The following is a 25,408-nucleotide window of genomic DNA, read 5'->3' as shown; positions in this document are numbered from 1 at the left end:
CCAGGAAACACCATGCTCTATCGCGAGAACGGCCAGTTCAAGACCGGCTACCGGGCCGACCAGCAGATCTTCCCCATCCGGCAGGACCGCATCGCCATCATGCTGCTGCTGGTGGCCGCCTACGTCGTGGTGCCGGGCCTGGCCAGCGACTACATGTTCCGCGCCATCCTGATCCCCTTCCTGATCATGGCGCTGGCGGCCCTGGGGGTGAACATCCTGGTGGGCTACTGCGGGCAGATCTCGCTGGGCTCGGGCGCCTTCATGGCCGTGGGCGCCTACGGTGCGTACAACTTCTTCGTGCGCATTCCCGACATGCCGCTGGTGCCGGCCATCCTGCTGGGCGGGCTGTGCGCCACGGCCTTCGGCATCCTGTTCGGCCTGCCCAGCCTGCGGGTCAAGGGCCTCTACCTCGCGGTGGCGACGCTCGCCGCGCAGTTCTTCTCCGACTGGATGTTCCTGCGCGTGAAGTGGCTCACCAACGACTCGCCCTCGGGTTCGGTGGGCGTGTCGGCGCTGCAGGTCTTCGGCTTCCCGATCGACAGCGCCACCAGCAAGTACTGGTTCTGCCTGGCCATCCTGACCGTGATGGCGCTGCTGGCCAAGAACCTGGTGCGCAGCGCGATCGGCCGCGAGTGGATGGCGATCCGCGACATGGACGTGGCCGCCGCGGTCATCGGCATCCGGCCGATGTACGCCAAGCTCAGCGCCTTCGCCGTGAGCTCCTTCATCGTGGGCGTGGCGGGCGCGCTGTGGGCCTTCGTCCACCTGGGCACCTGGGAGCCGGCCGCGTTCTCGGTGGACCTGTCGTTCCGCCTGCTGTTCATGGTGATCATCGGCGGGCTGGGCTCGATCATGGGCGCGTTCTTCGGCGCCGCCTTCATCGTGGTGCTGCCCATCTTCCTCAACCAGTTCCTGCCGGCCTTCGCCTCGGTGTTCGGCTTCAACATCTCCACCGCGGGCGTGTCGCACGCGGAGCTGATGATCTTCGGCGCGCTGATCGTGTGGTTCCTGGTGGTCGAACCGCACGGACTGGCGCGCCTGTGGTCCACCGGCAAGCAGAAGCTGCGCTTGTGGCCCTTCCCCCATTGATGCGGGCCAACCCCTAGCTGCAATTCCCGATGCGTTCGACGACCGGCTGGCATCCACTGTCGCTCTCACCCGTTCACCCACAAGGAGACATCCAATGAAGCTTCGTTCCCTCGTCCTGGCCGGCCTCACGGCAGTGGCCGCGCTGGGCTCGTCCACGGTCCTGGCGCAGGCCAAGGAGCAGTTCTTCCCGCTGCTGTCCTACCGCACCGGCCCGTATGCGCCTAACGGCACGCCCTGGGCCAACGGCAAGCAGGACTACCTGAAGATGATCAACGCGCGCGACGGCGGCATCAACGGCATCAAGCTCACGTGGGAAGAGTGCGAGACCGGCTACGCCACCGACCGCGGCGTGGAGTGCTACGAGCGCCTGAAGGGCCGCCCGGGCGTGACGCTGTTCGACCCGCAGGCCACCGGCATCACCTTCGCGCTGACCGACAAGGCGCTCAACGACAAGATCCCGCTGATCACCCTGGGCTACGGCCTGTCGGTGGCGCAGGACGGCATGGCCTTCCCGTGGAACTTCCCGCTCATGGGCCACTACTGGACCGCCGCCGACATCCTGGTGCAGCACATCGGCAAGAAGGAAGGCGGCCTGGGCAAGCTCAAGGGCAAGAAGATCGCCCTGGTCTACCACGACTCGCCGTTCGGCAAGGAGCCGATCCCGCTGTTGCAGGAGCGCGCGCGCATGCACGGCTTCGACCTGAGCCTGGTGCCCGTCACCGCGCCCGGCGTCGACCAGAAGGCCGCCTGGCTGCAGGTGCGCCAGCAGCGTCCCGACTACGTGATGCTGTGGGGCTGGGGCGTGATGAACTCCACCGCCCTGAAGGAAGCGCAGGCCACCGGCTACCCGCGCGACAAGATGTACGGCGTGTGGTGGTCGGGTGCCGAGCCGGACGTCAAGGACGTGGGCGATGGCGCCAAGGGCTACAACGCGCTGGCGCTCAACGGCTACGGCCAGCAGCCCAAGGTGATCCAGGACATCCTCAAGCACGTGCATGAGAAGGGCCAGGGCACCGGTCCCAAGGACGAAGTGGGCTCCGTGCTCTACACCCGCGGCGTGATCATCCAGATGCTGGGCGTGGAAGCCGTGCGCCGTGCGCAGGAGCGTTTCGGCAAGGGCAAGGTCGTGACGGCCGAGCAGGTCCGTTGGGGCCTGGAGAACCTGAGCCTGGACCAGAAGCGGCTGGACCAGTTGGGCTTCTCCGGCGTGATGCGGCCGATCTCCACCAGCTGCACCGACCACATGGGCTCGTCGTGGGCGCGCGTCCACACCTGGGACGGCAGCAAGTGGAACATGGGCGCCGACTGGTACCAGGCCGACGAACAGATCATCAAGCCGATGGTCAAGACCGGCGCCGAGAAGTACCTGCAGGAGAAGAAGCTGACGGCCCGCAACGCGGCGCAGTGCCAGTCCTGATGCGGAGGGGCTAGGGGCTGGGGGCTAGGGGCTAGGCAAGCCCCTCCCCACCCCCGCCTCGACGACTCGCATCCCCCCTAGTCCCTAGCCCCCAGCCCCTAGCCCCTGCCCCCCATGAGCACCATCGTCCTGAACGTCAACGGCATCGAGGTCATCTACAACCACGTGATCCTGGTGCTCAAGGGCGTCTCGCTGCAGGTGCCCGAGGGCAGCATCGTGGCGCTGCTGGGCGGCAACGGCGCGGGCAAGACGACCACGCTGCGCGCGGTGTCCAACCTGCTCAAGGGCGAGCGCGGCGAGGTCACCAAGGGCTCCATCGAGCTGCGCGGCGAGCGCATCGAGAACCTCTCGCCGTCGCAGCTGGTGCAGCGCGGCGTGGTGCAGGTGATGGAGGGGCGGCACTGCTTCGCCCACCTGACGATCGAGGAGAATCTCCTGACCGGGGCCTACACGCGCAAGGGCAAGGGCGAGGTCGCCGCCAGCCTGGACAAGGTGTATGGCTACTTCCCGCGCCTGAAGACCCGGCGCGACTCGCAGGCGGCCTACACCTCGGGCGGCGAGCAGCAGATGTGCGCCATCGGCCGCGCGCTGATGGCCAACCCCAGCATGGTGCTGCTGGACGAGCCCTCCATGGGCCTGGCGCCGCAGATCGTGGAGGAGGTGTTCGAGATCGTGAAGGACCTCAACACCAAGGAGCGCGTGACCTTCCTGCTCGCGGAGCAGAACACCAACATGGCGCTGCGCTACGCCAACTACGGCTACATCATGGAAAGCGGCCGCATCGTCATGGACGGGCCGGCGCAGGACCTGGCCAGCAACGAGGACGTCAAGGAGTTTTACCTGGGCGTGGGCTCCGGCGAGCGCAAGAGCTTCCGGGACGTCAAGAGCTACAAGCGCCGCAAGCGCTGGCTGGCCTGAGGGTGCAATAACAAAAAGGGATGGGAGCAATGACCGAGTTCTTCGACGATCGCGAGGCCTGCGATCCCGCGCGCCGCGAAGCCGAACTGATGCAGGCGCTGCCGCGGCAGGTCGCGCATGCGCAGCAGGCGTCCCCGGCGATGGCCCAGGTGCTGGCTGGCGTGGACGCGTCGGGCATCACCTCGCGCGAGGCGCTCGCGCGCCTGCCGGTCACGCGCAAGCACGAGTTGCTGGAGCGCCAGCGCGCTTCGGTGGCCAGCGACCCGTTCGGCGGCTTCTCCGCCCTGGTGCGCGGGCCGGACATGCCGCGCGTGTTCGCGTCGCCCGGGCCCATCTACGAACCGGAAGGCGCCACGCGGGACTACTGGCGCAGCGCGCGCGCCCTCTTCGCCGCGGGCTTCCGGCGCGGCGACCTGGTGCACAACGCCTTCAGCTACCACATGACGCCGGGCGCCTTCATCATGGAAGCCGGCGCGCACGCGATCGGCTGCACGGTGTTTCCCGCCGGCGTGGGCCAGACCGAGCAGCAGCTGCAGGCCATGGCCGAACTGCGCCCCAATGCCTATACCGGCACGCCCAGCTTCCTGCGCATCCTGCTGGAGAAGGCGCAGGAGACCGGCGCCGACGCGAGCAGCCTGCGCAAGGCGCTGACCGGAGGCGAGGCGCTGCCGCCCAGCCTGCGCGACTGGTTCGCGGGCCATGGCGTGGACGTCTACCAAAGCTACGCGACCGCGGACCTGGGCCTGATCGCCTACGAGACTTCGGCGCGGCAGGGCCTGGTTCTGGACGAGGGCCTGCTCGTGGAGATCGTGCGCCCCGGCACCGGCGACCCGGTGGCCGAGGGCGAGGTCGGCGAGATCGTGGTCACCACGCTGAACCCGGCCTATCCGCTGGTGCGCTTCGGCACCGGCGACCTCTCGGCCTTCCTGCCCGGCCCCTGCCCCACCGGCCGCACCAACGCGCGCATCAAGGGCTGGATGGGACGGGCCGACCAGACCACCAAGATCCGCGGCATGTTCGTGCACCCGGGCCAGGTGGCCGACATCGCGCGGCGCTTCCCCGAGGTGCTCAAGGCGCGCCTGGTGGTCAGCGGCGAGATGGCCAATGACCACATGACGCTCAAGGTCGAGACGGCCGGCCAGCCCCAGGGACTGGATGCGCGCATCGGCGAGGCCATCCGCGACGTGACCAAGCTGCGCGGCGACGTCGAACTGCTGGCGCCGGGCTCGCTGCCCAATGACGGCAAGGTCATCGAGGACGCGCGAAGCTACAAGTGAAACGGCCCGCGGGCGGCTCATCCGCAGGCCGCTCCCCGAGGGTTTCCCCCCAGTTCCGCGCCTAGGTCCCGGGCCTAAGTACTTCCCGCGATGATCGCGAATGACCCCCTGCCTATGATCGGCCGGTTTCCGAACCAAGGAGTGCAACTGATGAAGAGCCTGTTCAAGTCCCTGCTGCCGCTGGCCGTGCTGGCCGCCGCGGGCGCCGCCGGAGCGCAGAACTTCCCGGGCGACAAGCCCATCACCATCGTCGTGCCCTTCTCCGCCGGCGGCCCCACCGACCGCGTGGCGCGCGACCTGGCCGAGGCCCTGCGCAAGCCCCTGGGCGGCGTCACCGTGGTGGTGGACAACTCCGCCGGCGCCGGCGGCTCGATCGGCGCCAACAAGGTCGCCAAGGCCGCGCCGGACGGCCACACCCTGCTGCTGCACCACATCGGCATGGCCACCATGCCCACGCTGGTGCGCAACATCCCGTTCAAGGTCGAGTCCGACTTCGAGTACCTGGGCATGGTCAACGACGTGCCCATGACGCTGATCGGCCGCCCGACCCTGCAGCCGGCCAACTACAAGGACCTCACGACCTGGATCGGCCAGAACAAGGGCAAGATCAACCTGGCCAACGCCGGCGTCGGTTCCGCCTCGCACCTGTGCGGCCTGCTGTTCCAGAACGCCATCGGCACCGACATGACCACCGTGCCGTACAAGGGCACCGGCCCGGCGATGACCGACCTGATCGGCGGCCAGGTCGACCTGATGTGCGACCAGACCACCAACACCAGCGGCCAGATCGAGGGCAAGAAGGTCAAGGCGTACGCGGTCACCACGGCCAAGCGCCTGGCGCCTCCCGCGCTGAAGGACCTGCCCACGCTGCAGGAGTCCGGCCTGAAGGACTTCCAGGTCACCATCTGGCACGGCCTGTACGCGCCCAAGGGCACGCCGGCCCCGGTGCTGCAGAAGATCAACGACGCGCTCAAGGTCGCCCTGAAGGACCCGGACTTCATCAAGAAGCAGGAAGGCCTGGGCGCCGTGGTGGTGTCCGACGCGCGCGCCAATCCGGCCGACCACAAGAAGTTCGTGGCCGCCGAGATCGCCAAGTGGAGCCCGGTCATCAAGGCCGCCGGCGTCTACGCCGACTGATGTCCCTTCGCGGACGCCGCAACGGGCCGCCTTCGGGCGGCCTTTTGCTTGGCGCGCCCTTCCCGTCTTTCCCGTCCGTCCCCACATCCCCGTCATTCCCGCGCAGGCGGGAATCCAGCGCGTCCGCCTCCGGAGTTCACCGCCCATGAAGCTGCGGGTGGTCGACTCCATCACCGAACTCGGCCCGATGGACACCGGCTGCGTGGCGGTGAGCGGGTCGCACGGCGGCCTGAGCTCCGCCCGCTACGCCATCGCCGCGCGACCGGTGCTCAGCGTGTTCAACGACGCGGGCGTCGGCAAGGACCGCGCGGGCCTGGCCGGCCTCGCTTCGCTGCAGGCCGAAGGCCTGGCCGGCTGCACGGTGGCCCACGACAGCGCCCGCATCGGCGACGCCCGCAGCACGCTGGCCGATGGCATCATCAGCCACGCCAACGAGGCCGCCACGGCCCTGGGCGTGCGGCCCGGCCAGCACTGCCACGAAGCGGTCGATGCCCTGATCCAGAACAACTCCAGGAGACCCGAATGAAGCGTTCCCCCTCCATCACCCGTCGCCGCTTGGCGATGTCGGCCGTCGCGGCCGCGGCCGTGGTCGCCGCGCCCGCATGGGCCCAGGGCGGCTGGCCCACCAAGCCGGTGCGCATCGTCGTGCCCTTCGCGCCCGGCGGCACCACCGACATCCTGGCCCGTGCCACCGCGCTGGAGCTGAGCAAGGCCTTCGGCCAGCAGTTCGTGGTGGACAACCGCGCCGGCGCCGGCGGCAACATCGGCGCCGACATCGTGGCCAAGGCCGCTCCCGACGGCTACACGCTGCTGATGGGCACGGTGGGCACGCAGAGCATCAACAAGTGGCTCTATTCGAAGATGCCATTCGATCCGCAGAAGGACTTCATGCCGATCACGATGGTGGCCGCCGTGCCCAACGTGATGGTGGTGCCGGTGGAGAAGGCGCGCGTCAACGGCATCAACAACGTGGCCGACTTCATCCGCCATGCCAAGGCCAACCCCGGCAAGCTCAACATGGCCTCCAGCGGCAACGGCACCTCGATCCACCTGGCCGGCGAGCTCTTCAAGGTCATGACCGGCACCTACATGACGCACTTCCCGTACACCGGCTCCGGGCCGGCGCTGCTGGCGCTGATCGGCGGCGACATGGACGTGATGTTCGACAACCTGCCCTCGTCGATGCCGCACATCCGCGCCGGCAAGCTCAAGGCGCTGGCCGTCACCAGCTCGCAGCCCTCCGCGGCGCTGCCCGGCGTGCCCACGGTGGAGCAGGCCGGCAACCTCAAGGGCTTCGAGGCCTCGTCCTGGTTCGGCCTGCTCGGCCCGGCCGGCCTGCCGTCCGAGATCGCCAGCCGCATCCAGCAGGAAGTGGCCAAGGCGTTGTCCACGCCCGAGCTGAAGGACAAGCTGCTGGCCCAGGGCGCGATCCCCAGCGGCAACACGCCCCAGCAGTTCGCCGCGCACATCGATGCCGAGCTGAAGAAGTGGCAGCCGGTGGTGAAGGCGAGCGGAGCGAAGGTGGATTGAATCCCGTAGTCGTCATCCCCGCGGAGGCGGGGATCCAGTGCGTCCGCCTTCGTCGGACTGCTGGAAGCCCTGGGTTCCCGCCTTCGCGGGAATGACGGTCAGACGCCCCAGACGATCTCTTTGCCCGCCTTCTCGCAGCGCCGCAGCATGTCCATGAAGGGCAGCGCGCGCTGCCGCAGGGACACGGCTTCGAATGTCGGCGGGACCTGTCCCTTGGACTTGGCCTCGTCGATGGCCGCCTGCTGGTCCGCTTCTTCCCGTGCGATGGCCGACTCCAGGGCGGAGAGGGCGCCAGGCATCTGGGAGGGCTCGATGATCCCCTTGGGGCCGGGATCCTTGCCGATGATTTCCAGGACCCGCCGGCCGTTGGGCTCGAGCATGATCAGGTCGCCGGCTGCCTTGCTTTTGAATTTGTAGAGCATCGGTGCTTCAACGCGGGTACATGTACTCGCGGGTGAACGGGTAGGCCGATTGTGCGCCCTTGAGCGAGCCGGTTTCGGGCCGTCCGTCCGGCCGCGCGGCCAGCATCTGGTGCAGCGAGATCCAGCCCTGCTCGAACGTCATCGCACAGCCGGCGAGGTAGAGGCGATAAGCGCGCAGCACCTTGCCCGCGTCGCGCGCGCTGCCCGTGCCCTCGAGCACGCGCTGCGCCTCCTCCAGCCGATCCTCCAGCGCGTCGGACCAGGCCCACAGCGTGCGCGCGTAGTGCGGCCGCAGGTTCTCGGTGTCCAGCATCTCCAGCCCGGCCGCGGACAGCTCGCGCAGCACGTGGCTGACGTGCAGCAGCTCGCCCCCGGGAAAGATGTACTTGCCGATGAAGTCGCCCATCCCGGCGCCCAGCTGGGTGCTGTAGACGCCGCCAGCGGTGATGCCGTGGTTCATCACCAGCCCGCCCGGGCGCAGCAGCTGCTGGATCTGGCCGAAGTACACCGGCATGTTGGCGCGGCCCACGTGCTCGAACATGCCGACCGAGGCGATCTTGTCGAAGCCGCGCTCGTCCTCGAGCTCGCGGTAGTCGCGCAGCTCCATGCGCACCCGCCCCTTGAGGCCCTTCTCCTCGATCAGCCGGTTGACGTGGGCGTGCTGGTTCTTCGACAGCGTGATGCCGGTGGCGTCGACGCCGTAGTGCTCGGCCGCCCACATCAGCAGCCCGCCCCAGCCGGCGCCGATGTCCAGGAAGCGCTCGCCCTCGCGCAGCATCAGCTTGCGGCAGATGTGGTCCAGCTTGGCCTCCTGCGCCTGCTCGAGCGACATGCCGGCTTCGCGGTAGTAGGCGCACGAGTAGACCCGGCGCGGATCCAGCCACAGCGAATAGAAGTCGTCCGAGACGTCATAGTGGAACTGGACCTGCTCGGCGTCCTTCTGCGTCGAATGCGCCGCGCGCGACAGGGCGTTTCGCAGCACGCTGGTCCACCAGCCGGTGTCGCTGCCCACGGGGCTGCCGGGCAGCAGGTCGGCGGCCGCGGCCATCAGGTCGCGCATGCGCCCATGGATCTCGATGCGGCCCTCCACGATGTCCTCGGCCATCTTGCCGATCTGCCCGGCGGCCATGACCGCCAGGCTGGTCCAGTCGTGGAAGGCGAGCGTCACCGCGGGGTGGGCAGGCCCCAGCCGGCGCCCGCCGGGCAGGGTGACCGCCACCGGCACGGGCAAGGACTCCAGCTGGACCGAAATCTTTCGCTCGAGAGGTTCCATCGGCAAATTCTTGCGAGCGCACCGGTAGAGCGTCAATCGGCTCATCTGTAGGACGAGTTCGCTTCTTTGGCCCCACGAGGCTGCCCGGCAGGGGCCAGGGCCCGTTGACAGCAGTTACTTGAGGTTTAAACTATTTAGGTCTATCACTCCCAGGCCTCTCCCATGGACATGGAAGCGCGGGCGCACAGCGAGCACCCCGAAGCATTGCGCCTCTGGCTTCGGCTGCTGACCTGCACCCAGCTGGTGGAAAAGCAGTTGCGCAGCCGGCTGCGCGAGCGCTTCGACACCACCCTGCCGCGGTTCGACCTGATGGCCCAGCTCGAGCGCGCGCCCGACGGCCTGAAGATGAACGAGCTGTCGCGCCGGATGATGGTCACCGGCGGCAACGTCACCGGCATCACCGACCAGCTGGTGCAGGAAGGCCTGGTCGACCGCGTGGACGTCGAAGGCGACCGGCGCGCCTACCGCGTGCGCCTCACGCCGCGCGGCCGCAAGCTGTTCCACGACATGGCGCAGCAGCACGAGGACTGGATCGTGGAGGCGTTCTCCGCCCTGTCGGAGAAGGACGTCGCCACGCTGCACCGGCTGCTCGGCAAGGTCAAGGAGCATGCCCAGGCGCCCAAGCCGCAACAGCCGGCCTGAACCTCACGGAGTTTCCGCAATGTCCGCCCAGACCGATCGCTTCGCCCACGACCGCCTGCCCCCGCGCGGGCAATGGCCGCAACTGCGCTACGACCTTCCCGAACTGAAGCTGCCCGACCGCGTCAACCTGGTCGAGGCGCTGCTCGACCAGGCATCCGCCAAAGGCTGGGCCGACCGGCCGCTGCTGCGCTCGGCCCGCATCACCCTCAGCTACCAGGACGTGCGCGACCGGGTGGACCGCATCGCCCGCGTGCTGGTGGAGGACCTGGGCCTGGTGCCCGGCAATCGCGTGCTGCTGCGCGGCGGCAACTCCATCGGCCTGGCGCTCGCGTGGCTGGCCGTGGTCAAGGCCGGGCTGGTGGCGGTGGCCACCATGCCGCTGCTGCGCGCGCGCGAGCTGGGCGACATCATCGACAAGGCGCAGCCCACCGTCACGCTGTGCGACATCAAGCTGCTCGACGAGCTGGAGAAGGCCCGCGAGGGCCGGCCGGTGCTGCACACCGTGGTGCCGTTCAACACGCTCGACGAGCCCGGTTCGATGGCCGTGCGCTCGGCACAGAAGGACGGCGACTTCCCCGCCTGCCCCACTGCCGCCGACGACATCGCGCTGATGGCCTTCACCTCGGGCACCACCGGCAAGCCCAAGGCCGCGGTCCACACGCACCGCGACGTGCTGGCGGCCTGCGAGGCCTGGCCGCGCCACGTGCTGCGGGCCACGCCCGAGGACATCGTGGTCGGTTCGCCGCCGCTGGCCTTCACCTTCGGCCTGGGCGGGCTGCTGGTGTTCCCGATGTGGGCCGGCGCGTCCGTCTACTTTCACGAAGCGCCCTACACGCCCGAGGCGCTGGTGCGCACCATCATCGACGTGGGCGCCACCATCTGCTACACCGCGCCCACCTTCTACCGGCAGATGGCGCCGTTCGCGCGCGAGCTGGGCGTGGGGCGGCTGCGCACCTGCGTCAGCGCCGGTGAAGGCCTGCCGGACGCCACGCGCCAGCTGTGGAAGCAGGCCACCGGCATCGAGATGTGCGACGGCATCGGCGCCACCGAGATGTTCCACATCTTCATCTCCTCGGCCGGCCACGAGGTGCGGCCCGGCGCCATCGGCAAGGTGGTGCCCGGCTACCAGGCCAAGGTGGTGGACGACGAGGGCCGCGAGCTGCCGCGCGGCACCGTCGGCAAGCTGGCCGTGATCGGGCCGACCGGCTGCCGCTACCTGGACGAACCGCGCCAGGCCAACTACGTGAAGGACGGCTGGAACTACCCCGGCGACGCCTTCATGCAGGACGCCGACGGCTACTTCTTCTACCAGGCGCGCGCCGACGACATGATCATCACCGCCGGCTACAACGTCGGCGGCCCGGAGGTCGAGGATGCGCTGCTGCGCCATCCGGCGGTGGCCGAGTGCGGCGTGATCGGCAAGCCCGACGAGGAGCGCGGGATGATCGTCAAGGCCTTCTGCGTGCTCAAGCCCGGCCACGAGGCCGGCGAGGCGATGGTGCGCACGCTGCAGGAGCACGTGAAGAACTCCATCGCGCCCTACAAGTACCCGCGCGAGATCGAGTTCGTCACCAGCCTGCCGCGCACCGAGACCGGCAAGCTGCAGCGCTTCAAGCTGCGGCAGGCGAACCCCGGGTAGCCCTGCCGGAAGAACAGAACACAGAGGCACAGAGGCACAGAGACAAGAGGAGGAGCAATCCCTTGTGGGTGACCTCTTCTTTCCTCTGTGCCTCTGTGCCTCTGTGTTCTGCCCCCCGGATGTCCGTAAACTCCCCGCATGCCAGCTTATGCATTCGAGGCCCTCGACGCCCAGGGGCAGACCCGGCGCGGGGTGCTGGAGGCGGACACCGCGAAATCGGCGCGCAGCCAGTTGCGCGCCCAGTCGCTGGTGCCGATGGCGGTGGGCCTGGTCGAGGCGGGCGGCACCGGCGGTGTCTCCGGCCGCCGCTGGGGTCGCCGCGTGTTCAGCCCGACCCAGCTGACGGTCTGGACGCGGCAGCTGGCCGGGCTGGTGGCCTCCGGCCTGCAGCTCGAGCGTGCGCTCACCGCGCTGGCGGAAGAAGCGCCCACCGAAGCCGAGCGCAACCTGGTCGCCGCGCTGCGCGCGGAGGTGAATGCCGGCTCGACCTTCGGCTCGGCGCTGTCGCACTTCCCGCGCGAGTTCTCGGAGATCTACATCGCCGTGGTCGGCGCCGGCGAGCAGAGCGGCCACCTCGGCATGGTGCTGGAGCGCCTGGCCGACGACCTGGAGAACCGGCAGGCGCTCAAGGCCAAGCTCACCGGCGCCGCGCTGTACCCGGCCATCGTCACGCTGATGGCGATCGTGATCGTGGTCTTCCTGGTCACCTACGTGGTGCCCCAGGTGGCCAACGTGTTCGCCGGCACCAAGCGCGCCCTGCCCTTCCTCACCACGGCCATGCTGGGCATCAGCGCGCTGGTGCGCGACTGGGGCTGGGTGATCCTGGGCCTCCTGGTGGGCGCCGCGCTCATCCTGCGCGCCGCGCTGCGCCGCGAAGCCTTCCGCGAGAAGTTCGACGCGGGCTTCCTGACGGTGCCGGTGCTGGGACGACTGGCCCGCGGCTACAACAGCGCGCAGTTCGGCAACACGCTGGCCATGCTCACGGCCGCCGGCGTGCCCATCCTGCGGGCGCTGCAGGCCGCCGCCGAGACGCTGAACAACCGGGCGATGCGCGCCGACGCACTGGACGCCCTGGTGCTGGTGCGCGAAGGTGCGCCGCTGGCCTCGGCCCTGGCGCAGAAGAAGCGCTTCCCCGGCCTGCTGTCGATGTTCGCGCGGCTGGGCGAGCAGACCGGCCAGTTGCCCGTGATGCTGCAGCGCGCGGCCAACCAGCTGGGCAGCGAGGTGCAGCGCCGCGCCATGCAGCTGGCCACCATCCTGGAGCCGCTGCTGATCGTGACCATGGGGCTGGTGGTGATGCTGATCGTGCTGGCCGTGCTCTTGCCCATCATCCAGCTGAACCAGTGGGTCCGTTGAACGGAGGCGATGCCTTGAGCGTGTTCCCCGACGACAAGCTGGTGGTCGCGATCTCCTCGCGCGCGCTGTTCAACTTCGAGGAGGAGAACCGCTTCTTCGAAAGCGGCGACCCCAAGGCCTACATGGCGCTGCAGCTGGAGCGGCTGGACGAGCCGGCCAAGCCCGGCATCGCGTTCTCCCTCATCCGCAAGCTGCTCGCGTTCAACGACACGACCACCCAGCGCGTGGAGGTGGTGATCCTGTCGCGCAACGACCCGGTGTCGGGCATGCGCATCTTCCGCTCCGGCCACCACAACCAGATCAAGCTGGAGCGCGGCGTGTTCACCCAGGGGCGTTCGCCGTTCCGCTACCTCAAGCCGCTGCGGGCGCATCTCTTTCTCTCGGCCAACGCCGAGGACGTGCGCGAGGCGCTGGCCGCCGGCCACCCCGCCGCGCGCGTGGTGACCGAGTCGGTGCTGGCGGGGAACAACTATCCAAACGAGGTGCGGATCGCCTTCGACGGCGACGCCGTGCTGTTCTCCGACGAAGCCGAGCGCGTCTACCAGAGCGAGGGTCTGGACGCCTTCCAGCAGCACGAGCTGAGCAAGGCGTTGCAGCCGCTGCCGGAAGGCCCGTTCAAGCCCTTCCTGGCCGCGCTGCACCGGCTGCAGGCCGCGGGCACGCCGGCCATGAAGATCCGCACCGCGCTGGTCACGGCGCGCAGCGCCCCCGCCCACGAGCGGGCCATCCGCACGCTGATGCAGTGGAACATCCAGGTGGACGAGGCCATGTTCCTCGGCGGCCTGCCCAAGGGCGAGTTCCTGCGCGAGTTCGAGCCCGACTTCTTCTTCGACGACCAGACCCGGCACGTGGACCATGCGGCCCGGCACGTGCCGGCCGGGCACGTGTCCGGCGGCATCACCAACCAGCGCAGCTGAAGCGTGGGGCGCGTGTCGCCCTCGCGGCAGATGGGCATCGCGCAACTGCCGATAATCGATCCGTCTTCAGGGCGGGGTGGAATTCCCCACCGGCGGTAGGCAGCGCAAGCTGCGAGCCCGCGAGCGCCCGGGCCGCGCCAGCGGTCCGGGGTCAGCAGACCCAGTCCGATGCTGGGGCCGACGGTCAAAGTCCGGATGAAAGAAGATGCGCGCGCGCCGCCAGGCGCACGCGTGGTGCTGCCGTGCGGCCTCGCGTCGCGCGGTGGCGTTCTTCCCTTGGAGCGTTTTTGTTCTCAACCGACAGGAGCGTTTCATGACGATAGCTATCCCCACCGCCTCCCCGCAGGCGATCGAGCTGGCCCCGCTGCCGGCCATCCTCGACGCGATCCGCGCCGGCCGGCCCGTGCTGGTGCTGGACGACGAGGACCGCGAGAACGAGGCCGACCTGGTCTGCGCGGCCGAGCGCATCACGCCGCAGCTGATGGCCATGATGATCCGCGAGTGCAGCGGCATCGTCTGCCTGTGCATCCGGCCCGACCAGGCCAGCGCGCTGAAGCTGCGCCCCATGGTGGAGGTCAACCGCTCGCGCTACGCGACCGCGTTCACCCAGTCCATCGAGGCCGCGCACGGCGTCACCACCGGCGTGAGCGCGGCCGACCGCGTGCAGACCATCCAGTGCGCCCTGCGCTCGACGCTGGAGCGCAGCGAGATCGTCTCGCCCGGCCACGTGTTCCCGCTGGTGGCGCGCCCCGGCGGCGTGCTCGAGCGCGAAGGCCACACCGAAGCGGCAGTGGACCTGGCGGCGCTGGCCGGCCTGTTCCCGGCGGGCGTGCTGTGCGAGCTGATGAACCCCGACGGCAGCATGGCGCGGGGTGAGCAGGTGGCGGCCTTCGCGCGCACGCACGGGCTGCTGTGCACCACGGTGCGGGAGGTCGCCGACCACCGGCGGCGGGGAGGCCGCGTCAGCGCACGAGGACCTGGAAACCGAGCGTGAAAGACGTCGGCGAGGTCGGCGTCGCGGCAGCGGCCATCCGGCCCTTCGGGTTCACCCGGATGTTGGTGACGTTGGCGGCGTAGCAGCCCGGGGGCAGCGTGCCGTTGGCCGTCGCCACCGCGGGCACGAAGGCCCACGCCGGGCTGGCCGTCCAGGTGCCGCCGTTGTCGCTGGAGTACTGCAGGTCCGTCCCGGCGGTGAACGTGAGCCCGCTGCTGTTCGAGCCGTCGGCGAAGCCCACCGGGACGCCGGCCCCCGTGCAGCTGGTGGCGCCCGAAGGCAGGCCCACGTAGAGCGAGGTGTTGGCCGGAATGGGGTCGGTGACCACCACGGTGTTCTGGTCCACCCGTCCCCGCCCGCTGTTGCTCAGCGTGATGCTGTACTGCGCGATCGCACCGGGGATGTTCAGCGGAAGGCACGGCGCCGTGCTGCAGCCGGCGGAGCCGCCCGGGCCGCGCACCGGATCGCTCACCGTCACGACGGTCTTGGCGTTCGTCAGCTTCGGGTAGTGGACGGTGTCGGTGTCCACGGCGCTGATCGTCACGCCCTGCACGGTGACCGTCGCGGTGTTGGTGAGGCTTGCGCCATCGGCCGGCACCCACGGCGAGGCCGGCGTGCCCAGGCCGCTGGAGGTGATGGTCCCGGACACGTTGAAGGTGAGCGTGCTGCCGTGGGGCATGTTGCCGAGCGCCAGGCCCGCGGCCAGCGTGGCGGGGCTGAGGCCGGCGGGACAGGTCGCTCCCCCGGCCGCCGCGCAGGTCACCGCACCGACGGACAGCCCCGCCACCGCCGGGTCCGCCAGGGTCGACGCGGGAATGGCGCTGCCGGTCTGGTTCGACACCGTGATGGCGTACGTGGTGGCGTCGCCGGGGCTGAGGGTGGATACGCTGTTGGACTTGGCCACCTGCGGCAGCGCCACCACGTCGACGTCGCCGAGCGTGCCGGTGGGCGCGTTGCACTTGGACGTGGTGCCCGGACTCACCTGCGTCGGCCCGCTGCAGCTGTTGCCGGCGTTCTGCATCCACGACACGACGAACGGGATGTTCAGCTTGCCGGACGTGGAGCCGGTCGATGCGGAGCAGCGGATCGGCACGTCGTAGATGATGAAGGTGGCACTGCCGGTGCCGGTCGGCCTGCCGGTGGCCGCGGCGTAGGCGGCAGTGGGCACCGTGGTGCTCGATCCGTCGCCGCAGTAGCCGCCCGTCGCGTTGTTGAGGTTGTTGAACGGCGACGGCACGGTGCCGGTGCCGAAAGGGTTGGGGATGCCGCCGCTGTCCAGCGGCAGGATCGAGACCGTGCACTGCTGCGCACCGCCGGCGGATGTCGCCAGCAACTGCGGGTTGCCGCCGTCCTCGGCCAGGAAGATGCCGATGTCGTAACGGGCGGGCGAGTTGAACTGCACCGTCACGTTCAGGTTGGCCACCGCGCTCGTGCCGCCCACGCAGCCTGCGCCCGACAGCAGGTTGGCCGGCGCTGTCGTGTTCACGCCGGGGTAGTAGTTGCGGTTGATCGCGATCTGCGTGATGGCGACGTCGTTGGCGGTGCAGTTCAACGAGCCGCTGAACGAAGGCTGCTGCAGCACCTTGAACCGGTCCGCCGCGCACTGGTAGCCGTGCAGCAGCTGCTGCGCCTGGGCGCCCGGGGCGAGCGCCAGCCAGGCGGCGGCCACCGACAGCGTGCCGAGGCCGCGCATCGCGACGGAAAGGGGAGAGAACGTGCTCATGGTGTGGTGAGGGAAACCGGCCCGGCGGCGGGTGCGTTCAGGTCGAACGTGTCCTGGTCGAACTTGGTGCGCAGCGTGAGGTACAGGCCCTTGGCCCGGTACTGGGCGCCCGAGAAGTCGGCATCCCAGAAGCCCTGCGCGTTCCAGCCGACGACGACCGAGGTGTTGGTGGCGAGTCGGTAGCCCACCGAGACGCCGAGGTGGTAGGAGCGGGCATGGGCCGCCGCGACGCGCAGCATGCCGGCGTGCAGGCCCACGTCGACGTCGCGGGTGAGGTCGTGGCGCGTCTCCACGCCCAGGAGGTCGGTGTAGCCGGACGCCGAGAAGTCGCCCAGCATCTCGCGCACGAATTTCGCGCCGTACTGCAAGGCGACCTGCGTGTGCGCGTTCGGTCGGTAATTGGCATTGAGGTTGTTGATCAGCTTGCGGGTGAACAGCTGGGCCGCGATGCTCGGGCTGGCCTCCTGCACGTACTCCAGCCGGTCCAGCACGACCCAGTCGCTGCCGGCGGGCCGCCACACGTAAGAGAGGCGGGCATTCAGGCGCCGGCCCTCGCCGGTGCCCCCTTCCGTGCGGCTCCACAGCATCCCCGCGGCCACGGCCTCGCCATTGTCCAGCTTGCGCTGGGCACCGGTCAGCAGGTTGAGGCGGCGCTCGATGCTGCTCGTGCGCCATTCGACGCGCGCGTTGCCGCTCCACACGTCGTCGCGGTAGCCGGCGCCGGCGGTGACGGCGGTGAAATCCGTCGCGACCAGCCCGAGGCCGGACGGCGAGGACGCGCCGGACGGGATCGATGCGGCCGGCGAAGTGGCCGGGACGGTGCCGCTCGCCGGCACCTGGCCGATGCGCAGGGGATCGGCGGACTGCACGCCACGCAGCGTGCGGGTCTGCTCCAGGCCGCCGTCGACCGACCAGTTCTCGTTCAGGTGCCAGCGCTGGATGGCGCCGAGGCTGGCGAACAGGCGGTCGCCGTCGGCCGTGGCCTGGCTGCCCAGCGAGGAGCGCAGCTCGGCGCCGTCCCACAGGCGCGTGCGCAGGCCGACGGTGCTGGTCGACAGGCGGGTGTCGCCAGCCTGCGCGATCTCGTGCTGCGCGGTGAGCGTGACGTCCTGGGTCAGCCGGTAGTCGACGCCGAGCAGAACGCGGTCCGGGTAGGCCGCCAGTCCGCTGCTCGGCGCACGGCCGCCGACGCTCAGCTCGGTCGAGGCCCGCAGCGTCAGCCGCTCGCTGGCCTGGTGGGCGACTCCGCCGATCGCCTGCTGCGCCGTGCCCTCGCCGCCCAGGCCGTCCGACTCGCGAACCACCCGTGCGCCCAGCTGCACCTTGGTCGCCTCGCTGACGCCCCAGTTGGCGCGGCCTTCCACCACGTCGCGCGTGGCCGACGTCGACAGGTCCTCCGCGCGGCCCGCCTCCGCCTGCAGCTGCAGCGAATCGGAAACCTGCACGCGGCCCTCGACGCCGGCGCGACGCTGGCCCCGGCCCAGAACCGACTGCTGCCCCAGTCCGAAACCGACCTGCTGCTCGCGCACGTAGGCGCGTGCCTGCGTGGTGCCGGCCTCGTGCTGCACCTCGGCGAGGTAGGCGGTGCCGGATTCGTCCGCGCCCGTCGCCTCGTGGCGGCTGCCGGCGACTTCGAAGCGGGCGCGCGTGTGCTCGTCGATGCGCACCGTGGCGTCGGCCGCCGCGAGCGTTCCGCGCCGGCCCGGGTCGCCCTCGTGCACGCCCGTGACGCCGACCACCGTCGAGGGGGACACCTGCAGCGCGGCCCGGCCGCCGTAGGTCCAGGCCTCCACGCCACGGCCGTCCGACTCGTACTCGACAACGAGGAACTGCGGGTTGAAGTCGAGGTCGCGCGACGCGAGTGGCTCGCGCAGCCGGATCGTCCCGAGCGCGTAATCGATCTGGTAGTCCAGCCAGGGGGCGAGCGGGCGGGTCGCCAGCACGCGGTCGGGCTGGAAGCGGTCGCGCACCTCGATGCGGGCCTTGTCGGTGTTGGGCAGGATGTCGCGGGCGCGCAGCCGGTACAGCCCCGAGGTGCCGTCGCCCTGGATCTCGTCCTTCAGGTAGGCCTGCGCCGTCCGCGTCGCGAACGCGGTGTAGCTGGCCCTCTCGCCCTTGTATTCGGACTTGATGCCGTTGACGGTCCGGCTGTAGCGGCCCAGCTCGGTCACCGTCAGGCCGGTGTTGAGATCGCCGAACAGCGCGTAGAACTGCTGCTTCTCGATCTTCACGTACAGCTTGCGGATGCTGGCGGCGTCGTACTGCGCCTGCGTCGCGTCGCCGTACAGCGTGTAGAACTGGTTGGGGTCGATCGACTGGCGCAGCAACGGGTCCAGGCCCGTGCCGCGCTCCTTGGCGGAGTCGTAGGCGGCGGTCAGGAGGTATTCGCCCTTGACCATGCCCTTGGCATAGAACGCGAGCCGGTTCTGCTCGAACAGGCTGTCGTCCCCGCCCGCCTCGCGCAGCGCCTGCACGTTGCCCGACAGCGCCTTGTGCCCCACGGTGCCCTCGGCGAAGCCGACCAGCACCCACTCGCGCTGGTCCGCCTGCAGCCAGGCCCGCACCTCCAGCAGCTTGTTGGCGCCGAGCTCGAAGCGCAGCGTCGCCTCGCCGGACTGGCTGGTCGGGCGCAGCGGCACCAGGGCCACGCCGTTCTCGCCGATCTCGAAGCGGGCGCGGGCGCCGCCGGTGGGGCTGCCCAGCGGCTCGCGCTGCAGCGCATCGGCGGCGTCCTGCGGCGCGTAGGGCGGCTCCACCGTGAAGTCGCCCACCAGGCCGCGCCGCACCGGTTTGCCCTCGGGATCGAGGAATTGCACCGCGATCACCGGCGAGGTGCGGCCGTCCGCCACGGTGCGCGATTTCGACGCGTCGAACTCCGCCCGCGAGACCACGGTGCCGAAGTGGATCTCGCGCCGCTCCTCGAAGGCGACCTTGCCCTCGCCGTCGCGCACCGTCACCTCCAGCAGGTTCCTGCCGCTGCGGATCTCCACGCCGCGCCACAGCGAGAGCGCCACCGTGCCGGCCGGATTGAGCCTGGTGCCGTCGAACCGCAGCGGGTCCACCAGCGCGCCGTTGACGCGCAGTTCGACCGACTGCCGGCCCGCGTGCTTGACCGCGACCTTGATGGCCGGGAATGCCGGCGAGAAGTCCGCGCGCGGGTGCAGCCACTCCGGGCTGGGATCGGCGGCGGCCAGCCAGCGGTCGTCGTAAGGCAGCTGCTCCGCGTAGGCGGTGCCGTCCGCCTGCGTGCTGATCGCCGCGATGGCGCCCGACACCTGCGGCGTGGCGGCCTGCGCGGCGCTGGCCGCCTTCATCGCGCCGAGGTCGGCCGCCGGCAGCGCGCCGCACTGGTCGACCTGCGCCGCGCCCGGCGCCAGCGACAGGGGGGCCAGCGCGGTGTCGGCGCCGCTGGCGCCCCGCGTGCGCACCGAAGCCTTGATCTCGCCCGGCGTGTCTTCGGCCAGGCGCAGCGTGAGGCGCCGCTGCCAGCGCGCCGGCAGCGCCTGCGTGCGCACCACGACGAAGCCGTCCTCGACCTGCACGCCCGCGGCGGGCTGGCCGTCGAGCCGAACGGAGCCGGGCTCGACTCTGGCGCCCCGGGGCAGCAGCAGCGTCGCGCTGAGGGACTGCTGCCCGACCGGCGCGGAGAGCAGGAGTTCGACGTCGCGGCCATCGCGGCGCAGCGCCTGGCGCAGGCAGCTCGCGACCGGGGCGAACCGGAAGTCCGCGCGCCACAGGCTGCCGCCGCGCACGTTCACGAACTGCGAGAAGTCGCGGCCGCCCGTGCGATTGTTGTCCTCGCACGATTTCAGCTGCAGGCCCTCGGGCAGCGTGGTGGTGTCCAGTTGCACCACGTGCGTTCCCGGCCGCACGTTCTCGATGTGCCATTGGCCTTCGGCGTCCGTGATGACGTACGTGCCGTCCTGCAGCAGGATGCGGGCGTTCGCCACCGGGCGGCGCGAGGCGCGGTCGCTCGCGTCGGCCTCGCAGCTGGGCGCCACCGTGACCTGGCCCATGAGGATGGCGCGGCTGGCATTGAGTTCCTCGCGGATCACGATCGTGGCGCCGGCGGTGTTGGAGGCGATGCGGCCGATGGCCTGGATGGTGTTCTGGGCCGGGCCGAGCGGCGCATTCGGGCCGACGACGGCGACATAGGTCAGGGTGAGCGAGCCGCGCGCGGGCACGGTGCCGACGGTGAACACCAGCGAGCGGCCGTCCGGCCCGGCCTGCGGATCGGGGATCGCCACGCCGTTCAGGCGCGCCGATCCCGCGCGGTAGCGCAGCCCCGCCGGCAGGCGGTCCAGCAGCTGCAGGCCGGGCAGCGCCCGGTCGCTCGACGTGGAGATCGTCACCGTGTAGGGCACGAAGTCGCCGACCGCGGCGACGGTCTTCGGCGAAGACTTGGCCAGGTCGATGGCGCCATACGGGCCCGGGTCGAGCGGCACGTCGATCTCGACCGGCGGGCCGGGCAGCACGGTGAAGGGCGCGCCGCGCGACACCGCACTGAGGTTGTACGGCGCGGTGGGGAGCAACTGCAGCACGGGGTCGGCCACCGCCGACGGGTAGCGGTAGCCCAGCGGCGGATCGACCTGCAGCCGGTAAGTGCCGGGCGCGTTGACGCGCGGGAACTGGTAGCGCCCCGGCGCCATCGCGTAGACCCTGCCGCCGCTGTCGGTGACGGTGCTGCCCGTGAGCATGGTGTTGGGGTAGGTGCTCACGCCGTCGTCGCCGAACACCTGCGCGGGCAGGTTGGTGCCGACATCGATCAGCGTCACGCGCACGCCGTCGATCGGCTGGCCGGTGGCGGAATCGAACACCAGGCCCAGCGGGTCGACCAGGGCCGAGCTGGTGCTCACCGCGCTGGTGCCGCTCTGCACGTAGGTGGCCACGAGCTTCTCGTTGTTCGCCACCTCCAGCCGGCAGTTGCCGGTCTGGACGGCGCCCCGGTGCAGGGGCACGAAGCCGATGAAGATGCCGGTGGACGGGCCGGTCTCGTAGACCCGCAGCTTCTCGCTGTCACCCGACGCCGTGCTGACCGTCACCAGCAGCGGCTCGGCGACGGCGGGATCGGCATTGGCCGAGAAGTCGGTGACCTGGACGAAGGCGGTGTCCGCGGCGCCATAGGCGGTCGCCGGCGCCAGCGGGTAGGCGCCGGGGCTCGCGAGGGAACCGACGGCCGGCACCACCGGCGCCGGCAGCGCCGCGTAGGCGCCCCCTGCGGCGGCGCAGGCGGTGGTGGCGACCTGCCGCGTCGCCGCGATCGCACTGCCGTTCGGCACGTACGACACGAACTGGATGGTGGCCGGGGTCGTGGCCGCGGTCGTCACCGTCACGGCGCCGGAGGTGGTCAGCGTGGTGGCGCCGAGGTCGTAGCTGACGGAGGCCGTGTTCGCGATGTCGGTGCCCGGGGGCGTGGCCCCGAGGGCGGCCCACGAGCAGGTGACGGCGAGAAGGAAGGCGATCAGGCGCACGAACCAGGCCTGGGCCTGCACGCGGCGAGCGCGCACGCCCAGGCCTGCTGGAGCGGCGTCCAGCAGGCCTGTGGGAAGCCCGCGGCCGGGGAAGCCGGCGCGGGCGGTCGACGATGTCGACGCAGGAGTCACGGGTTACTGGACGACCGCGTTGAATTCGATCCTCAGCGTCTCGCCGGCCTTCAGGTCGCCGAGCGTGTACGCAGCGGCACCCGAGCCTTCGGCGGGCAGCACGGTGCCCCATGCGGTCGCGTCGTTGAACGTCAGCGTGCTGCCGACCAGGATCGTTCCGCTCGCGCCGTACAGGAACGTGTTGTTGGTCGCGCGCGTGCTGTTGGTCACGCGGAAGCGGACACCCTGGCCGGTCGCCGAGGTCGGAATTCCGGTAGCGGATGCGCAGGTGGTCGAGGTCGGCTGGGCGGTGTTGACGCCCCGCACCATGTTCGGGTCGAACGCGAGGGCGGCGTTCAGCTGGTCGGTGATGGTGGTCAGCCTCGCGGTCGAGGCGTCGGCCGCGTTGGCCACGGTGATCGTGTAGCGCACGATGGCCCCGGGCACGTTCTTCGGGTTGTTGCCCGCCGTCGAGTCGCCCGAGATGGGGTCGCACAGCGTGGCCATGGTCTTGGCGACCGACAGCAGCGCGGGCTTCATCTTGAACGCGCTGCGGGCCGAGTGCTGCGCGTCGCGCAAGCCGGTGGGCGTGCTGTCGTCCGAACCGGCCACGTCCGCGAACAGGATGTCCGCGGTGCCGCTCTGGGCGTTGGTGGTCGACGCGGTCAGCGCGCCGCCGCCGGAGGCCTGCACGGTCGCGCGAAGGGCGACGATGGCGACGTCCGTGATGGCGAACGGCGTCGCGGTCGCGCTGTCCTTGAGCGCAGGGAACGTGCACACCACCTTGACGACGGTCGGCAGCCCGTCCGGCAGAACGCTGCTCAGGCGGGCCGGCGACATCGGGCTCGTTCCGGTGTCGCTGTACACGTCGCACGAGTCCGGGTTGATGTTGTCGGTGAAGGTCGTGCTGCCCAGTTGCACGGTTCCGACGCGGTCACGCAGCGCCTCCAGGCCGATGTCCTGGGTGGAGTTGCCCTGGTTGCGGACGGTGAACGTCAGCGTCGTGGCGCCTCCCGGGACCGTCGACACGGCCGTCGGGTCGGACGTCGAGACCAGCACGTCGATCTTGGTGTCGACCGTGAAGACGGTCGGCGCGCAGTTCTTCGTGTTGTTCGGCGTCTCGCCCGAGCAGATCTCTTCCTGGTTGTTGCCGCCGACGGTGTAGTTCAGCTTCGCGGAGTTGGGAATCGAGGTTCCCGACGCCGTGCCGATGGCGTGGGCCGGCCCGGCGTAGGCGGCCATCAGGACCAGCGCGCAAGCGCCGGCCTGGGCCAGTCTGTTTCTTAACGAGGTCATTTCAATTTCCTTGGTTGCTCTTCTTGGGTACGGGTTGATCGAAGGGAAAGGGGTCGAAAAGGCGCGATGCGCGTCACCGAGGGCGGCGCGCATCCGGGGAATCGCGCGGGGGGTCCGCACCCGCCTTCGCGCACGGGAGCGTTCGCGTGGTCGGCCTTGTTCACGACGTCGCCGTCAGTTGACGGTGACGCGGAAGCCGACGCTGGACTCCTTGGCCGGCGGCAGTTCGCCGCGGTAGGTCCAGCGCACGTGGGTGATGTCGCCGACGGCAGCGGGGCGTTCCTTGCCGCCCGCCTCGCGCACCTTGAGCTGGTCCGCCGGCGCCCAGGTCTTGCCGCCATCGGCCGAGAACGTGATCGCCACGTTCTCGCCGAAGGCGCTGCCGCCCACGTAGGTGGTGTGCGGCGGCAGCGGGTTGGTAATGACGATGTTGCCGGCCGGCTTGGGGCCGATGTTCTTGAACCTCGAGGTGTAGATCACCTCCTCGCCGGGCGCGGCCTTCGCGGCCGGGATGCGTTTCTTCACGGACTGGCCGTTCTCGGTGACGGTGATCTCCTTCTCGGCCACGTTCGCGAGGGTGACGGTGCCGGGCTTGGGCGCGGGTTGCGCGTGCAGTGCCGGGGCGGCGAGCAGGCACGCGGCGAGAGCGAGGCTGGTGATGGAAAAACGCATGGGGGCTCCTTGGGTGAGGTCAATTGACCGCTGCTTTGAACTCGATGACGCGGCTCTGGGGGGCCGCGAGGGAAGGCAGCACGGTTCTCACCGTGCCGTTGCTGAAGGTGCTGTCGTCGGTGTCGACCGCGTCGGTGCGCGGCGCTCCGTCGACGGTGATGCTCCCGGGGACGTACGTGAGCGTCCCCGGCAGGGGGTCGGTGACGACGAGGTTGCTGGCGCTGCCGCTGCCCTTCGCCGTCACGGTGAGGCGATAGGTCAGGACGGAGCCGGACATCACGCGGTTGCCACCCTGCGTGTCGGCGACCGCGGCCACTGTCTTCTGGATGCCGACCGCGATCACGGCCACGAGGTAGGCGCCCGTCGCCGAAGAGCGGGCGCCTTGCGGACCGACCACGATGGGCACGCCCGCGTCGTCGCCGGCCACCGAACCCGGCACCGCATTGGCCGCCGCGATCGTGGAGCGCGCCTGAAGGCCCACCCGGCCGAGGGCCCCGGTGGTGAAGCCGGCAGGGATGCCGCTGGCCACGTAGACGATGCGGGTCGCATCGGGCGCGAGGGTCGGGTCGTTCGACCCGGCGACATAGGCGACGTCGGCGTTGGGGCCGCTGACCTGCAGGCCCGGCTGGGACCCGCTCTCCAGCCAGATGGCGCCCTGCGGGGTGTCGGTGGGGTCGAACTGGTCCCCCGCGATGGCGTTGTCGCGGGTGAGCAGGAAGGTGTCGGAGGCGTTGCCCAGGTTGGTGACGGCGAACGTCAGCGGCCGCGCGGTGTCGGGCGAGTTGGATGGCGTGGCGGTGCTGTCCTGCCAGGTCGTGCGAACCGCCAGCTGGCGGGCGACGACGATCGAGGGCGCGGCCGCCTGCTGGGTGTAGGGGGCGCCGTTGGAGACGTAGCCGATCGTGGCCGTGTTCGGGATGCGCGTGCCGGCCGGCGTGCCAGCGGCGTGGGCCGCGGGCAGGAACGCGAAGGCGGATGCCAATGTGAGTGCGCTAACACACCCGTGCATCGCCCAGCCTCGCCCCGTCCATGCGCCTTGCGCCACTTCCAAGTCCTTGTTTTCTTCCGTCCCGGGAGGGGGACGGGCACCTGCGCATACGGACTCGGATCAGCTCGCGCCCCGGGGGCGAGGCCCCGGAATTACTACGGTCGCGTTACGGCAAATCGAGTACACCACCTTAGGTGTTTGTACTCAACAGCAGGCATCTGTCGGAGGTCAGGAGCTGCACGCTTGTGTTGCGGCGCTGACACATTGCCTTACTGTAGGTTACATGAATCTACCTAAGACACATATCGTAACGTCTTAGGCGAAGGTAGGTGAAGACCCCAACCCATCCGTTCGTCGGCCGCTTGGGACCGCCGGGCAGGACCAAGGAAAACGGGCGGGGTCCGGCGGGGCGGAGGCCGTCCGACAAGGCGCAGGCCTTGAAACCTACATCCGATGCCTTATCATTAGCACTCGCTGGAGTTGAGTGCTAGCACACGAGCTAGCCGGATTCCCACCAGTTAAGGAAGCGCTGACTT

General features: G+C 70.1%; 19 protein-coding genes and 1 riboswitch. Of the genes, 12 read left to right on the top strand and 7 right to left on the bottom strand.

From position 1 onward, the window contains the following. Positions 1-12 precede the first annotated feature (12 nt). From ASG30_RS00415 to ASG30_RS00385, 7 genes are all read left to right on the top strand, one after another. A complete protein-coding gene (locus ASG30_RS00415) occupies positions 13-1,089 on the top strand; it encodes a branched-chain amino acid ABC transporter permease (RefSeq protein WP_055890941.1) in 1,077 nt (358 codons plus the stop codon). A gap of 94 nt (positions 1,090-1,183) precedes the next feature. After that, on the top strand, positions 1,184-2,506 hold the full coding sequence (locus tag ASG30_RS00410; RefSeq protein WP_055890940.1) for an ABC transporter substrate-binding protein: 1,323 nt from the start codon (positions 1,184-1,186) through the stop codon (positions 2,504-2,506). A gap of 114 nt (positions 2,507-2,620) precedes the next feature. Continuing rightward, positions 2,621-3,424 (top strand): ABC transporter ATP-binding protein, encoded by an 804-nt coding sequence (locus ASG30_RS00405; RefSeq protein ID WP_055890932.1) that lies wholly within the window; start codon positions 2,621-2,623, stop codon positions 3,422-3,424. A 29-nt stretch (positions 3,425-3,453) separates the two neighbouring features. Further along, the gene (locus tag ASG30_RS00400) at positions 3,454-4,701 is read left to right on the top strand and encodes a phenylacetate--CoA ligase family protein (protein ID WP_055890929.1); all 1,248 of its coding nucleotides are present in this window, start codon (positions 3,454-3,456) and stop codon (positions 4,699-4,701) included. A gap of 150 nt (positions 4,702-4,851) precedes the next feature. Further along, positions 4,852-5,838 (top strand): tripartite tricarboxylate transporter substrate-binding protein, encoded by a 987-nt coding sequence (locus ASG30_RS00395; protein WP_055890926.1) that lies wholly within the window; start codon positions 4,852-4,854, stop codon positions 5,836-5,838. 145 nt (positions 5,839-5,983) lie between these two features. Next, positions 5,984-6,364, top strand: coding sequence for a hypothetical protein (locus ASG30_RS00390; protein WP_055890925.1), 381 nt, complete (start codon positions 5,984-5,986; stop codon positions 6,362-6,364). Positions 6,365-6,399: 35 nt separating this feature from the next. Next, positions 6,400-7,368, top strand: coding sequence for a Bug family tripartite tricarboxylate transporter substrate binding protein (locus tag ASG30_RS00385; RefSeq protein WP_235579715.1), 969 nt, complete (start codon positions 6,400-6,402; stop codon positions 7,366-7,368). Positions 7,369-7,466: 98 nt separating this feature from the next. Here ASG30_RS00385 and ASG30_RS00380 read toward each other — a convergent pair whose 3' ends face one another. Continuing rightward, on the bottom strand, positions 7,467-7,790 hold the full coding sequence (locus ASG30_RS00380; protein WP_055890919.1) for a DUF1840 domain-containing protein: 324 nt from the start codon (positions 7,788-7,790) through the stop codon (positions 7,467-7,469). Positions 7,791-7,797: 7 nt separating this feature from the next. Beyond that, positions 7,798-9,063: a class I SAM-dependent methyltransferase gene (locus tag ASG30_RS00375; protein WP_055890917.1), complete on the bottom strand. Its 1,266-nt coding sequence runs from the start codon at positions 9,061-9,063 to the stop codon at positions 7,798-7,800. Positions 9,064-9,225: 162 nt separating this feature from the next. On the opposite strand from ASG30_RS00375, the gene ASG30_RS00370 reads away from it, so the two are divergent. The 5 genes from ASG30_RS00370 (at position 9,226) to ribB (ending at position 14,611) form a co-directional block, all read left to right on the top strand. Beyond that, a complete protein-coding gene (locus tag ASG30_RS00370) occupies positions 9,226-9,705 on the top strand; it encodes a MarR family winged helix-turn-helix transcriptional regulator (RefSeq protein WP_055890914.1) in 480 nt (159 codons plus the stop codon). 19 nt (positions 9,706-9,724) lie between these two features. After that, the gene (locus tag ASG30_RS00365) at positions 9,725-11,344 is read left to right on the top strand and encodes an AMP-binding protein (protein ID WP_055890911.1); all 1,620 of its coding nucleotides are present in this window, start codon (positions 9,725-9,727) and stop codon (positions 11,342-11,344) included. Between the two features lie 138 nt (positions 11,345-11,482). Further along, positions 11,483-12,700 (top strand): type II secretion system inner membrane protein GspF, encoded by a 1,218-nt coding sequence (gene gspF / locus ASG30_RS00360; RefSeq protein WP_055890908.1) that lies wholly within the window; start codon positions 11,483-11,485, stop codon positions 12,698-12,700. Positions 12,701-12,714: 14 nt separating this feature from the next. Further along, positions 12,715-13,617: a 5'-nucleotidase gene (locus ASG30_RS00355; RefSeq protein ID WP_055890906.1), complete on the top strand. Its 903-nt coding sequence runs from the start codon at positions 12,715-12,717 to the stop codon at positions 13,615-13,617. Positions 13,618-13,675: 58 nt separating this feature from the next. Then, positions 13,676-13,828, top strand: a riboswitch (FMN riboswitch). A gap of 102 nt (positions 13,829-13,930) precedes the next feature. Further along, positions 13,931-14,611, top strand: a complete 681-nt coding sequence (gene ribB, locus ASG30_RS00350) for a 3,4-dihydroxy-2-butanone-4-phosphate synthase (protein WP_055890902.1) — start codon at positions 13,931-13,933, stop codon at positions 14,609-14,611. On the opposite strand, the gene ASG30_RS00345 is transcribed toward ribB, so the two are convergent. The 5 genes from ASG30_RS00345 to ASG30_RS00325 all read right to left on the bottom strand — a co-directional run bounded on the left by ASG30_RS00345 (position 14,580) and on the right by ASG30_RS00325 (position 24,866). Next, positions 14,580-16,334, bottom strand: a complete 1,755-nt coding sequence (locus ASG30_RS00345; RefSeq protein WP_162243699.1) for a hypothetical protein — start codon at positions 16,332-16,334, stop codon at positions 14,580-14,582. The two genes, ribB and ASG30_RS00345, sit on opposite strands and share 32 nt — an antisense overlap. Further along, positions 16,331-21,841, bottom strand: coding sequence for a DUF11 domain-containing protein (locus ASG30_RS00340; RefSeq protein WP_055890897.1), 5,511 nt, complete (start codon positions 21,839-21,841; stop codon positions 16,331-16,333). Before ASG30_RS00340 ends, ASG30_RS00345 begins: the two co-directional genes overlap by 4 nt. 99 nt (positions 21,842-21,940) lie before the next feature. After that, entirely contained in the window at positions 21,941-23,212 is a 1,272-nt protein-coding gene (locus ASG30_RS00335) for a hypothetical protein (RefSeq protein WP_055890894.1), read from the bottom strand. Positions 23,213-23,386: 174 nt separating this feature from the next. Beyond that, on the bottom strand, positions 23,387-23,884 hold the full coding sequence (locus ASG30_RS00330) for a DUF11 domain-containing protein (RefSeq protein WP_055890891.1): 498 nt from the start codon (positions 23,882-23,884) through the stop codon (positions 23,387-23,389). A 19-nt stretch (positions 23,885-23,903) separates the two neighbouring features. After that, complete coding sequence (locus tag ASG30_RS00325; RefSeq protein ID WP_055890888.1) at positions 23,904-24,866, bottom strand: DUF11 domain-containing protein; 963 nt, start codon at positions 24,864-24,866, stop codon at positions 23,904-23,906. Positions 24,867-25,408 lie beyond the last annotated feature (542 nt).

The sequence above is a fragment of the Ramlibacter sp. Leaf400 genome, assembly GCF_001424545.1.
GTDB lineage: Bacteria > Pseudomonadota > Gammaproteobacteria > Burkholderiales > Burkholderiaceae_C > Ramlibacter.
The sequence above is the reverse complement of the archived record's forward strand: the minus strand, read 5'-3'. Positions and strand labels throughout refer to the sequence as shown.